Here is a 12,906-nt window from a genome sequence, read left to right as displayed (position 1 = left end):
GCTAAAGCAGTTTCCCTATAAACGGGATACGGCGAAGCTCTTCTCGCTTCACTAGCCCTAGACAGATTAATAGAATGACATACAGCGCGCACGTAACAAAGATCAGCATCACAAGCTCAATCGGGGCAGAAAAGAGCCCGTTTACTTGAGATTTCAGCCAAAGGCTCACGGCCCCAGTGCCGATGATCACAAGAACGCATATCCCATATTCCTTCATTGGTAAATGAATAGGCAGTACTTTACCGACAGTTGCCGCATGAAGCAGCGTGACAAGGACGATGCCGATTAATATTGCAAGTGCTGCCCCCATAATGCCAAAGCCCGGCTGTGAAGCAAGGACAAAAATCATTCCTGTTTTCACAACAGCACCTATCAGACTATTCGTCATCGCCGCACCAGCTAAATTGAGTGCTTGCAAGACGGCTTGAAGCGGCCCTTGAAAATAATATAGAAGAAAAAATGGTGCCATGAATTTTACATAAATAGCCGCATGCGATGAACCATACATAAAGAGCGTTAAATCTTCTGCGTAAACGAAAAGAATAATACAGGAAATACCTCCGCTGAGTAGACAAAGACGCATCGCCTGCTTCAGCCTGTATTCGACCGTTTTGCGTTTGTTCTGCTCCATTCCTTCACTGATTGCTGGGACCAGTGCAGTGGAGAGAGAATACGTAATAAAGCTAGGCAGTGTCAAAAGGGTCAGCGCAAGACCAGTCAATTCCCCGTATTGTCTTGTCGCCTCGACGGCCGCATATCCAGCAATGGCAAGACTTTGCGCGACAACTATCGGCTCTAAAAACCACGAAATATTCCCGATAAAACGGCTGCCTGTTGTTGGCAGGGCAATACTCATCAGCTGCTTAAACGTGTCCTTACCGTCATGAATCGCCTTAAAAAATCGTTTTCGAATACGAATGGTCTTTTTATAACGAAAGGCAATCAGTAAATAAGCAAGTGAAATCATCTCTCCAATAACAGATGAAATCATCGCACCTGCTGCCGCATATTCAATCCCATAAGGAAGGAAAGCCGTTGTACATACTGCCACTAGAGAAATTCTTGCAACCTGTTCCAGTACTTGAGATATGGCAAGCGGGCTCATTTGCTGTCTGCCTTGAAAATATCCTCTTAGCACACTGGAAATGGCGATGACTGGGACAACGGGCGTAATGGCAAGCAGTGGATAGACCGTTCTAGGATCTGTCAGCATATTTTCTGCCATGATGGGTGCAAACCATAAAAAGAGCGGCGTGAATATCAGGCTGAGAGTCCCTGTTATCGCAAGAGACATGACAAGAATTCGTTTTGTTTTCTGTTTGTCACCCCGGGCTTCTGCTTCTGCGACAAGCTTGCTGATAGCGACAGGCAGTCCGAATTGTGTTAGCGTCACAGCGAGAAAAAAGGTAGGAGCAGCCATCATATAAAGCCCGACTCCTTCTTCGCCAATGAACCTTGCAATGACAATTCGATTGACAAAACCCAATATTCTCGTGATAAAACCTGCTAAAATTAAAATAATCGTGCCCTTTAAAAACGTTTGCTTCGTCAAATCAAAGATCACCTGCCTTCTCAAACGACATAGAATCATATACAATAAGATATGCGTGTATATCGTCCAAGCATGACAAGTCTCTCGATAAAAACTGAAAAGGGGGAGCGTCCCATTGACACAACATCCGGCTGCAATTTACAAAGACCATTTAAAGCCTTTTCTGTTCAGTAAGCTTGAAGAATTCATCGTTTTGGGCTATAAAGATGTAGATTTAGAGGAATTATGGTCATACTTAGAGAATAAGAAGTGGAAGAAAAAACAAGAGTATCCGATTCATGAAATGGTTGCAGATATTTTATCTGTGAAAATTGGCGAATTTATGAACTATGCAACCGTTCAGTCGTTTAAAACGTCTGCTTTTTTGGACAGTGAAGATGGCAAGAATATGCTAGATGAACTGTTGAAATAAGCCATCTTAATGGATTCAGGTGTTTAAGGAGGAAATACATAATGAAAAAAGGGCGCATTCTTGCGTTTTTCTTAGTGGTTCTGTTAATCGGAACTGGCGTAGGCTTACTAACAAAGCCTGTTGCGAAAGATATGACGCTAGGGCTGGATTTACAGGGTGGATTTGAGGTCCTGTATGATGTACATCCAGTGAAAAAAGAGGATAAAATCACAAATAGTGTCCTCGTCAGTACAGTGGAGGCTTTAAACCGAAGAGCCAATGTGCTAGGTGTAAGTGAGCCGAACATCTCGATTGAAGGCAACAATCGTATCCGTGTGCAGCTTGCGGGAGTAAAAGATCAAAACAGAGCTAGGGAGATTCTTTCCACTGAAGCACAGCTATCCTTCAGAGATACGAATGATAAAGAACTCCTTAACGGGGCTGACCTGGTCGAAAACAGTGCAAAACAAACATTCAGTCAAACGAATGAGCCAATTGTGACGGTTAAACTAAAGGATGCGAAAAAATTTGGTGACGTCACAAGAAAAGTAGCGGCGATGGCGCCGAATAACCAGCTTGTCATTTGGCTTGATTACCACAAAGGAGATTCCTTCAAAAAAGAAGTCTCAAAATCAAACCATAAGTATGTCTCTGCGCCGAATGTGAATCAAGAAATTAACAGCAGTGACGTGCAAATTGAAGGGAAATTTACTGTCCAAGAGGCAAAGGACCTTGCAAGTATTTTAAATGCCGGGGCATTGCCAGTGAAATTAACAGAAAAATATTCAACATCTGTGAGTGCACAGTTTGGTGAACAAGCACTGGACGAAACAGTGTTCGCAGGAATTGTAGGAATCGCATTTATCTTCTTATTCATGCTGCTTTATTACCGATTACCTGGTCTTATCGCTGTCATCACACTTTCAGCTTATATTTACATTACGCTTCAAGTGTTTGATTGGATGGGTGCAGTCATGACGCTGCCTGGAATTGCGGCGTTGATTCTAGGGGTAGGGATGGCTGTTGATGCCAACATTATTACTTATGAGCGGATCAAAGAAGAGCTCAAGCTCGGCAAATCAGTCCGTTCTGCTTTCAGATCAGGTAACCGCCGATCATTTGCAACCATCTTTGATGCAAACTTAACAAGTATTATTGCCGGCGGCGTGCTGTTCTTCTTCGGGACAAGCTCGGTAAAAGGATTTGCAACGATGCTCATCCTATCGATTTTAACTAGCTTTATCACAGCTGTCTTCCTATCAAGATTCCTTCTTGGTCTTCTTGTTGAAAGCCGCTATCTTGACCGGAGAAAAGGCTGGTTTGGTGTTCGTCAAAAAGACATTATGAACATTCATGAAACAACAGAAACCACCGAGCCAAAAACACCGTTTGATAAGTGGGATTTCGTCAGCAAACGTAAAGGATTTATGATTTTCTCAGCTACTATCACCATTGCGGGAATCATCGTTCTTTCCATCTTCAAGCTGAATGCGGGAATTGACTTTACAAGTGGAACTAGAATTGATATCCAAAGTGATCACAAGCTGTCAACTGAACAAGTCGAGCAAGACTTTAAAAAGCTGGACCTTGAGACAGACAGTGTCGTGTTATCGGGTCAAAAAGAAAATCAGGCAGCAGCGAGATTTGTCGGTGTGCCGAACAAAGAAAAGATTGCTGAAGTGAAAGATTACTTCAAAGATAAATACGGAACGGAGCCGAACGTAAGTACAGTGTCTCCGACTGTTGGGAAAGAACTTGCCCGAAATGCATTATATGCTGTCATCATTGCTTCAATCGGGATCATTTTATATGTATCCGTTCGATTTGAATATAAAATGGCCATTGCAGCGATTATTTCACTGCTGTATGACGCGTTCTTTATCGTGGCCTTCTTTAGTATTACGCGTTTAGAGGTGGATGTCACCTTCATTGCGGCGATCCTCACAGTCATCGGATATTCGATCAACGACACGATCGTCACCTTTGACAGGGTTCGTGAACAAATGAAGAAGCGCAAACCAAAAACCATTGAAGATCTATCGTACATTGTGAACTTAAGTTTACAGCAAACCTTTACGCGATCTGTCAACACGGTATTAACCGTACTTGTCGTTGTAATCGCACTGCTTATCTTTGGATCAGCGTCAATTACGAACTTCTCCATCGCCTTACTTGTCGGTCTGTTAACAGGGGTGTACTCATCTCTATATATCGCAGCGCAAATTTGGCTCATGTGGAAAGGCCGTGAGATGAAAAAACCGGCGAAGATTGATACTGAGCAAGATGTTTAATTGAGTGAGACTGCCTGAATGGCAGTCTTTTTTCTTTAGTTTTTCCGAAAATAAGACGATTCGAAAAAACATTTCTGGTATCATTGATCTTGAAATGGTCTTTTGCTATAATGACATACGTTTAGACAAGTATAGAAAGCAAGTGTCCGTTTGAGGCATTTGGCTTTGGAGGGGCTGTTATGAAGGTTCGGGAAACTGAACTGCCAGGTATCGGGATGATTGAATGGTTTAAGATTGATAAGAATGCACCAGCTGTTCAGCAGACAATCGGAGACCTGAGTGTCCGCCAAAACGATCAAGTAACAGTCATCGCTATCGTGAGAAAATCACATGAGAAGATTTTAAATCCAGGACCTGAAACGGCCATTGAAGAAGGGGATACCCTTGTTATTTCTGGAGAAAGACAAGAAATAAAGAATCTCATGAAAGAAAAACTAAGCAGCTAATCATGCCCATGCTGATAGATTTTCTTCCGCTCATTTCTTTCTGTGTTTAAAAAGGACAATAAAAAGGGAAGAATAAAAGAAAAAGCTTGGGGGATATGTAGATGAACAAACAACAATGGACCATCATACTCGCATTTATTTTCGTGTTAATTGTCTCAGTATTTGCCGTAATCAATGTGCGGCCGGTGCAAGTTGACTACTTATTTGGATCGGCTGAATGGCCGCTGATCCTTGTCATTATTGGTTCTGTGCTCATGGGCGGACTCATTGTGGCTTTTGCAGGGATTTTCCAAATTATGAAACTAAAACGTGAACTAAAGGCATTAAAAGCTGAGCGTGCAGCCGCACCTGCACCTGCTGTTTCGAATAAAAAGATCGACAAAGACGTTCAAAAGAAACCGAATGTGACGCCTTTAAAAGAACAGCCAGCATCATTTAACCGGAAGGAAAAATAATCTTCCAGCACAATTTCATAAAATAAAAATTGAAACCCCTCAGGCCACTCTAGTATAATAGTGTGGTTGAGGGGTGAATTTATGTTATTATCCAAAATGCGCTGGGAATATGAACATCCAAGCGAAGAAAAAGTGAAATCACTCTCTGAAAATCTGAATATTTCAGCGCTGACTGCATCGCTTCTTGTAAAAAGAGGACTTGAAGAAGTAGAAGAAGCGAGGTCTTTTTTATTTGATCAAAAAGCCGAATTTCATGATCCATTTCTATTAAAAGGAATGAAAGAGGCAGTAGAGCGCATCAACAAAGCGATCGAAGAGCAGGAATCGATTGTGATCTTCGGAGACTATGATGCGGATGGTGTGACAAGTACGTCTGTGCTTTTACATACATTAAAAGAGTTGTCTGCGAAAGTAGACTTTTATATTCCAGATCGATTTAAAGAAGGCTATGGGCCTAATGAACAGGCTTTCCGATATATCAAAGAGCAAGGCGCATCGCTTGTCATCACCGTCGATACAGGTATTGCAGCTGTAAATGAAGCACGTATTGCAAAAGAAATAGGGTTAGACCTGATCATTACAGATCACCATGAACCAAGTGAGGAGCTGCCTGAGGCACTTGCGATTGTTCATCCTAAGCAGCCAGGCTGTGAGTATCCCTTTAAAGAACTTGCCGGTGTAGGCGTAGCATTTAAAGTGGCGCATGCACTTCTTGGAAAGCTGCCAACTCAGCTGTTAGATCTTGCGGCAATTGGGACAATAGCGGATCTTGTGCCGCTTCATGATGAGAATAGATGGCTCGCTAAAAAAGGGCTTATGCAGCTTAGGCAGTCGAATAGACCAGGGCTGAAGGCGTTATTGAAAGAAGCAGGTGCTACTCTTGAAGAAGCAAATGAGGAAACGGTCGGCTTTCAAATTGCGCCAAGGCTGAATGCTGTAGGACGAATTGAACAGGCCGATCCAGCTGTTCATCTTCTCATGACAGAGGATAAGGATGAAGCAGAAGAACTCGCTCGTTCTGTACAAGAACTGAATAAAGAACGTCAAAAAATTGTGAGTACGATCACAGAAGAAGCCATTCAAATGGTGGAAGAGACAGGTGATGACCAGTCTGCAATCGTTGTAGCGAAAGCTGGCTGGAATCCGGGTGTTGTCGGAATTGTTGCCTCTAAATTGACGGATAAATTTTCTCGTCCGGCGATTGTGCTTGGAATAGATGAAGAGACGCAAATGGCAAAAGGATCAGCGCGGAGTATTCCTGGCTTCGATCTATTTTTCCATTTAAGCAAATGCCGTGACATTCTGCCGCATTTTGGCGGGCACCCGATGGCTGCGGGTATGACACTTCGAGCGGATGATGTTCCTTTACTAAGGGAAAGATTAAATCAATATGCGAATGAAACGTTGACAGAAGAAGACTTTATTCCGATTCAGCGGGTTGATGCTGTATGCAAGGTAGACGAGTTGACGGTTGAAGCAATTGAAGAAGTGGGGATGCTGTCACCATTTGGCATGCAGAATCCAAAGCCGTTCATCATGATTGAAGATGTGAGACTTGAAGAAATTCGAACAATTGGAGCAAATCAGAATCATATTAAAATGTCTCTGAAAGACGAAGACCAGCTGCTTGACTGTGTCGGTTTTCATCAAGGTCAATTAAAAGAAGAAGTTGTCACAGGTAGCCGCATTTCCGTCATTGGTGAAATGTCCATCAATGAATGGAATAACCGGAAGAAACCACAGCTCATGCTAAAAGATGCCCGAGTAGATGAGTGGCAGCTGTTTGATTTGCGCGGCAAAAAGGATTGGGAAAAGACAATCTCCACGCTTGACCCAGAAAAATATGTGGTGGTCTGTTTTGACGAAGAAACAAAACAGGAAGTCAAAATCCCGATTCATCATGTCCATGCAGAAAATGTTTCAACATTCGATGTAGAAGGCAAGTATGTTGTCTTTGCAGATGTTCCAGCAGATGAACACTTACTAAGGCAGCTGTTAGAAAACCAAAAGCCAGCTAGAGTTTATACGGTTTTCCAAAGAAAAGAAGATCATTTCATGTCCTCTTTCCCTAGCCGTGATCAATTCAAATGGTTTTATGGATTCTTGTTAAAGCGAGGAAGTTTCCCTCTCAAGGAGCAAGGAATGGAGCTTGCGAAACATAGAGGCTGGACAAAAGATACAATGATTTTTATGACAAAGGTGTTTTTTGAACTCGGTTTTGTTAAAATAGAGAATGGTGTGCTGTCAATAGTACGTGATGCCCCTAAAAAAGATTTAACGGCATCAGCATCCTATACAGCAAAACAACGATTGATGGAACTCGATCAAACACTAACATATTCCTCAGCCAAAGAGCTGAAGGAATGGCTGAATAGCATGATGAGCGAAGTCTCACCTGTGCTTTGACGTACGAGGAGGAAAAGGAAAAGATGGATTTAAAACAATATGTGACAGTTGTACCTGACTACCCAAAGGAAGGTGTACAATTTAAAGATATTACAACGTTAATGGATAAAGGCGAAGTGTACCGTTATGCAACGGATCAAATCGTTGAATACGCGAAGGAAAGAGACATTGATCTCATTGTTGGACCTGAAGCGCGTGGATTCATTATTGGCTGCCCTGTAGCTTACGCACTTGGTGTAGGTTTTGCACCGGTTCGTAAAGAAGGAAAGCTTCCTCGTGAAGTCGTTAAAGTCGAATACGGCTTAGAATATGGGAAAGATGTATTAACGATTCATAAAGATGCGATTCGTCCTGGTCAACGTGTATTGATTACAGATGACTTACTTGCGACTGGTGGAACAATTGAAGCGTCCATCAAGCTTGTAGAGGAATTGGGCGGCGTTGTGGCAGGAATTGCATTCTTGATTGAGCTGACGTATCTGGACGGCAGAAAGAAGCTTGACGGTTACGACATCTTGACGTTAATGCAATACTAATGGAGTTTTACGAAAAAAGCACTCGGTAAGAAGGGTGCTTTTTTCCTATCAAAAATCTTTTAGCGGACTTCTTCTCTTTACATCTATCGAATTTTTCTTGATAATAAACTACAATACAGTTTTCATTTAAAAAGGTGATTCCATGGCGAACGAACAAGTTTTAACGGCGCAGCAGGTCATTGACAAGGCAAGAGAATACCTGTCCGCTGAACATATTCAATTTATAGAGCGAGCATATGAATATGCTGAAAATGCACATAAGGAGCAATACCGGAAGTCTGGTGAGCCTTATATTATCCATCCAATTCAAGTGGCGGGGATTCTTGTTGACCTTGAAATGGACCCATCGACCATTGCAGGAGGTTTCCTGCACGATGTTGTCGAGGATACAGATGTGACATTACAGGATTTAAAAGAGCATTTTAACGAAGAAGTTGCGATGCTTGTTGATGGTGTAACAAAGCTCGGGAAGATTAAATATAAATCACAAGAAGAACAGCAGGCCGAAAACCATCGAAAAATGTTTGTGGCAATGGCGCAGGATATACGCGTCATCTTGATTAAACTGGCAGACCGTCTGCACAATATGAGAACGCTCAAACACCTTCCTCAGGAAAAGCAGCGTAGAATTTCAAATGAAACCCTTGAAATCTTTGCACCGCTTGCGCACAGATTAGGGATTTCAAAGATTAAGTGGGAGCTTGAAGATACAGCGCTCCGTTACTTAAATCCGCAGCAATATTACCGGATCGTGAATCTCATGAAGCGTAAACGAGCGGAACGTGAGGAATACTTGGACGAGGTTGTCAATGAAGTAAAAGATCGGGTGTCAGAGGTAAACATCAAGGCTGAATTTTCCGGAAGACCAAAGCATATTTATAGTATTTATCGCAAAATGGTCCTGCAAAATAAGCAGTTTAATGAAATTTATGATCTGCTGGCCGTTCGTATTTTGGTTGACAGCATTAAAGACTGCTATGCTGTGCTCGGGATTATCCATACATGCTGGAAGCCGATGCCAGGCAGGTTTAAGGATTATATTGCAATGCCAAAGCCGAACATGTACCAATCGCTTCATACAACAGTGATTGGGCCAAAAGGTGACCCGCTTGAAGTTCAAATCCGAACAGTGGAAATGCATGAAATTGCAGAGTACGGAATTGCTGCGCACTGGGCATACAAAGAAGGAAAAGAGTCAGCAGAATCAACGGAGGAAGCTGTCTTCCAGAAGAAGCTCTCTTGGTTTAGAGAAATCCTTGAATTCCAAAATGAATCGACAGATGCAGAAGAATTTATGGAATCGTTAAAAATCGATCTCTTCTCTGATATGGTGTTTGTCTTTACTCCAAAAGGAGACGTCATTGAACTGCCATCGGGTTCCGTGCCGATTGACTTCTCTTACCGGATTCACTCGGAAATTGGGAACAAAACGATCGGTGCGAAGGTCAACGGAAAGATGGTCACGCTCGATCATAAATTGAAAACAGGTGACATTATTGAAATTCTGACATCAAAGCACAGCTATGGACCAAGTCAGGATTGGGTCAAACTTGCCCAAACCTCCCAAGCGAAGCACAAGATCAGACAGTTTTTCAAAAAACAGCGCCGTGAAGAAAATGTCGAAAAAGGCCGAGAACTCGTGGAGAAAGAAATCAAAAACCTTGAGTTTGATGTCAAAGACATTCTGACAGCTGAAAACCTGCAAAAAGTGGCTGACAAATTTAATTTCTCAAACGAAGAGGACATGTATGCAGCGGTTGGTTATAACGGAATTACTGCACTCCAAGTCGCCAATCGTTTAACTGAAAAAGAAAGAAAACAAAGAGATCAAGAAGAACAAGAAAAAACAGTTCAAGAAGTGACTGTAGAGCCAAAGACGTATCACGGGAAGAAACGAGAAGCAGGTGTAAGAGTCAAAGGGATAGATAACCTGCTTGTCCGCTTATCTAAGTGCTGTAATCCTGTTCCAGGTGATAGCATTGTTGGTTTTATTACGAAAGGCCGAGGCGTATCTGTTCACCGTGATGACTGTCCGAACGTGAAGACAGGAGAAGCGCAGGAACGGTTAATCCCGGTTGAGTGGGAGCATGAACAGCCTGCTCGAAACCGTAAAGAATACAATGTGGAAATTGAAATATTAGGATATGACAGACGCGGCTTACTCAATGAGGTGCTTCAAGCAGTCAACGAAACCAAAACGAACATCTCGTCGGTTTCTGGTAAGTCTGATCGTAACAAAGTGGCGACGATCCATATGGCGATCTTTATCCAAAATATTAACCATTTGCACAAAGTGGTAGAACGCATTAAACAAATCAAAGACATTTACTCTGTTCGCCGATTCATGAATTAGAAAGGAAGTATATCGTCTATGAGGCTTGTTGTGCAGCGTGTGACAAGTGCATCTGTGAAGGTAGAAGAAGAGATCACAGGTGCCATCAATGAAGGATATATGGTACTCGTTGGTGTCACACACGAAGATACAGAAGAAGATGTGCATTATTTAGCTGATAAGCTTGCACATTTACGTATTTTTGAGGATGAAAACGGGAAAATGAATCATTCGTTATTGGATGTAAAAGGAAGCGTGCTGTCTGTGTCTCAGTTTACCCTTTATGGTGATACGAGAAAGGGCAGAAGGCCAAATTTTATGAAAGCAGCCAAGCCAGATGCGGCGAACGCCCTTTACGAATGTTTCAATAAAGCCCTTAGAGAAAAAGGCATTCATGTAGAAACTGGCCGTTTTGGCGCGATGATGGATGTGTCATTGACCAATTCAGGACCCGTCACCATCTGGATGGATAGCAAAGAATAGATTTACTTTAGACTGTAGATAAACTCATGCAGGAGTTTGTTTAGAGTCTTTTTCTTTTGCGACCAAACAAAAAAGAGGCGCAGTGGCCTCTTTTTTCTAGCGGAAATATTGTTTTAATCCTTCTGTCATTCCTTCTGTGACTCGTTCTTGGTAAGAGGCGCTATAAATGATGGCTTCCTCTTGAGGATTGCTTAAATAGCCGAGTTCATATAAAAGAGAAGGACGTTTGTTTTCTCTTAACACAAAATAATCTCCGAATTTGACACCCTTATCAGGGATTTGAGAGCGTTTAGCGACTTCTGTATGAACGTTTGTCGCTAATTGCTGGTCTTTTGCTGCTTGATAATAATATGCCGTACTTCCTCTGACACTTGGGTCCATAAAACTATCATAATGAAGACTAATAAATGCATCTGCATTTCTGTAATGAGATGTCGCGACCCTCGATTGAAGGCTGATAAAAGTATCTTCACTTCTAGTTAAATAAACATTTGCTCCAGAAGCCCTTAATTTGCCTGCCAGTAAATTAGCGGTTTTGATGGTAATGTTCTTCTCAAACGCACCATCTGCGCCAATCGTACCGCTGTCTTTTCCGCCATGACCTGGATCAAGAACAATCGTTTTTCCTTTTAAAGAACCAGTTCCTGACGATGAATCCTGCTGTGGTCTTGGTGCCTCGCTGCTATTTTTATTCGTTTGAACGACCCAGCTTGCCACATAACCAGTTCCGCCGTTTGATAATGTCACCTCGTACCAGTCACCTTGCGTGCGAACAATTTGATAGGCAGCACCTTTTGTGGCTCTTTCTGCAATCTGAGCAGAGGTAGAAGCACTTTTTCGAATGTTGGTGCCATCGTAAACAATGTACGCTTTCTTTTGGGAAGCCGATGAAGATGAGTTCTTTTCACCCTCCGAACTCGCTCCATTGCTTGTGACGATGTAATAGCTTGCTGCCCAGCCTTTCACGCCTTTTGCCTCAATTTCATACCAGCCGTTCTGCTCGCGCAAAATGGTGATCTGTGTGTTGCGGGCAAGTGAAGCGACGACTTGTGCATTTGGTGCCGCCGATTGCCTTACATTCAAGCTCGATACGCCAACTGTGCCTGTCTGTTTAGAGCGAGAGGACTCGCCAGCGTTTGATTGAGAAGCTTTTTGGCCGCCTGACACATAATCAGAGTGAACCCAGCCTACTGCTTGTTTATACGAAATTTTTGTCCATTCGCCGCTTGTCTGCAGCTTTTTAGCCGAAGCGCCTTGCGGGAAAGTTCCGACGACTTGATAGGAAGTCCCTGGGCCCGTCCGTATGCGAAGATCAGAGGCTGTCGATGTAATGGAACTGCTCTCTGCTGAGCTTTGATTTTGTGTCTTCGGCTTAGCAGACTTTTGGCTGCCAGATGATGTTGTAATCAGCCATGAGACGACCCAGCCTTTTTGACCGTTCGATAGCCCGATCTGCACCCATTCTCCTTGTTTCGTGAGAATGGGATAGCTTTCTCCGCGCTTCACAACAGCTGCGATTCCATAGCTTAAACCAGGACCCGTTCTCACATTGATTTCATCTGTAGCGACCACAGCTTGATCTGTTTGTGCTGTAGCATGTGCCATAGGCAAAGTACTTGCGATAAGAACAAAACAGGTAAGAAGCATCATCATTTGATTGTGTTTTTTTAGATTCAAAACGGTGTTTTCCCCTCCCTTATAAAACCGATGAATGTAAATTCGTTATGTAATGGACTAATTCCTTGCAGTTTCCCTAATAAAATTGAATCAATCTGTTTATACTAAATAAAAACGTGATAAAAGGATGTACAAACATGAGATTAAGCAGAAAATTAGGACGAGTGCAATATAATGGACATCGTGATATCGATCGCTGGCAGCACGACGAAATGGATCAACCAGGCTTCCTTGAAGAAACCGCATCTGAATACGGATGTACGTCAAAAGAAGAGCTGGAAAAGAAAAAGAGGCACGGCAAGGGTTGACAGAGTGGCAGCACCGACCTTATTATAAT

Annotated in this window: 11 protein-coding genes; 9 read left to right on the top strand and 2 right to left on the bottom strand. The window is 42.7% G+C overall.

Going from position 1 to position 12,906, the window contains the following annotated elements; all coding sequences use genetic code 11:
* Nucleotide 1: 1 nt before the first annotated feature.
* Nucleotides 2–1,552 carry a stage V sporulation protein B gene (gene spoVB / locus MHH41_RS12250; protein WP_034620578.1) on the bottom strand — a complete coding sequence of 517 codons (1,551 nt, stop codon included), beginning with the start codon at nt 1,550–1,552 and terminating at the stop codon, nt 2–4.
* Nucleotides 1,553–1,667: 115 nt separating this feature from the next.
* On the opposite strand from spoVB, the gene MHH41_RS12245 reads away from it, so the two are divergent.
* From MHH41_RS12245 to dtd, 8 genes are all read left to right on the top strand, one after another.
* Nucleotides 1,668–1,964 carry a post-transcriptional regulator gene (locus MHH41_RS12245; RefSeq protein WP_003216788.1) on the top strand — a complete coding sequence of 99 codons (297 nt, stop codon included), beginning with the start codon at nt 1,668–1,670 and terminating at the stop codon, nt 1,962–1,964.
* 41 nt (nt 1,965–2,005) lie between these two features.
* Nucleotides 2,006–4,234 (top strand): protein translocase subunit SecDF, encoded by a 2,229-nt coding sequence (gene secDF / locus MHH41_RS12240; RefSeq protein ID WP_340866395.1) that lies wholly within the window; start codon nt 2,006–2,008, stop codon nt 4,232–4,234.
* Nucleotides 4,235–4,413: 179 nt separating this feature from the next.
* A complete protein-coding gene (locus MHH41_RS12235) occupies nt 4,414–4,680 on the top strand; it encodes a cation:proton antiporter regulatory subunit (protein WP_340866394.1) in 267 nt (88 codons plus the stop codon).
* 101 nt (nt 4,681–4,781) lie between these two features.
* Nucleotides 4,782–5,135: a LapA family protein gene (locus MHH41_RS12230; RefSeq protein WP_003216178.1), complete on the top strand. Its 354-nt coding sequence runs from the start codon at nt 4,782–4,784 to the stop codon at nt 5,133–5,135.
* A gap of 81 nt (nt 5,136–5,216) precedes the next feature.
* Complete coding sequence (gene recJ / locus MHH41_RS12225) at nt 5,217–7,541, top strand: single-stranded-DNA-specific exonuclease RecJ (protein ID WP_340866393.1); 2,325 nt, start codon at nt 5,217–5,219, stop codon at nt 7,539–7,541.
* A gap of 23 nt (nt 7,542–7,564) precedes the next feature.
* Complete coding sequence (locus MHH41_RS12220) at nt 7,565–8,077, top strand: adenine phosphoribosyltransferase (protein ID WP_003216770.1); 513 nt, start codon at nt 7,565–7,567, stop codon at nt 8,075–8,077.
* A 142-nt stretch (nt 8,078–8,219) separates the two neighbouring features.
* Nucleotides 8,220–10,430 carry a RelA/SpoT family protein gene (locus MHH41_RS12215; RefSeq protein WP_012010732.1) on the top strand — a complete coding sequence of 737 codons (2,211 nt, stop codon included), beginning with the start codon at nt 8,220–8,222 and terminating at the stop codon, nt 10,428–10,430.
* A gap of 18 nt (nt 10,431–10,448) precedes the next feature.
* A complete protein-coding gene (dtd, locus tag MHH41_RS12210; RefSeq protein ID WP_003216527.1) occupies nt 10,449–10,892 on the top strand; it encodes a D-aminoacyl-tRNA deacylase in 444 nt (147 codons plus the stop codon).
* 96 nt (nt 10,893–10,988) lie between these two features.
* On the opposite strand, the gene MHH41_RS12205 is transcribed toward dtd, so the two are convergent.
* A complete protein-coding gene (locus MHH41_RS12205) occupies nt 10,989–12,569 on the bottom strand; it encodes an SH3 domain-containing protein (RefSeq protein WP_251190260.1) in 1,581 nt (526 codons plus the stop codon).
* Nucleotides 12,570–12,706: 137 nt separating this feature from the next.
* Here MHH41_RS12205 and MHH41_RS12200 point away from each other — a divergent pair, with 137 nt between their 5' ends.
* Nucleotides 12,707–12,877, top strand: a complete 171-nt coding sequence (locus MHH41_RS12200) for a YrzK family protein (protein WP_003216250.1) — start codon at nt 12,707–12,709, stop codon at nt 12,875–12,877.
* Nucleotides 12,878–12,906 lie beyond the last annotated feature (29 nt).

The sequence above is a fragment of the Bacillus sp. FSL K6-1145 genome, assembly GCF_038003425.1.
Lineage (GTDB): Bacteria > Bacillota > Bacilli > Bacillales > Bacillaceae > Bacillus > Bacillus pumilus.
Note: the sequence above shows the minus strand (reverse complement) of the source record. Positions and strands in the feature narration are given on the sequence as shown.

Excerpts from the sequence above, each read along its gene's own strand:
- secDF (WP_340866395.1), top strand. The coding sequence starts at position 2,006 with ATGAAAAAAGGGCGCATTCTTGCGTTTTTCTTAGTGGTTCTGTTAATC.
- MHH41_RS12235 (WP_340866394.1), top strand. The coding sequence starts at position 4,414 with ATGAAGGTTCGGGAAACTGAACTGCCAGGTATCGGGATGATTGAATGG.
- MHH41_RS12230 (WP_003216178.1), top strand. The coding sequence starts at position 4,782 with ATGAACAAACAACAATGGACCATCATACTCGCATTTATTTTCGTGTTA.
- recJ (WP_340866393.1), top strand. The coding sequence starts at position 5,217 with ATGTTATTATCCAAAATGCGCTGGGAATATGAACATCCAAGCGAAGAA.
- MHH41_RS12220 (WP_003216770.1), top strand. The coding sequence starts at position 7,565 with ATGGATTTAAAACAATATGTGACAGTTGTACCTGACTACCCAAAGGAA.
- MHH41_RS12215 (WP_012010732.1), top strand. The coding sequence starts at position 8,220 with ATGGCGAACGAACAAGTTTTAACGGCGCAGCAGGTCATTGACAAGGCA.
- dtd (WP_003216527.1), top strand. The coding sequence starts at position 10,449 with ATGAGGCTTGTTGTGCAGCGTGTGACAAGTGCATCTGTGAAGGTAGAA.
- MHH41_RS12200 (WP_003216250.1), top strand. The coding sequence starts at position 12,707 with ATGAGATTAAGCAGAAAATTAGGACGAGTGCAATATAATGGACATCGT.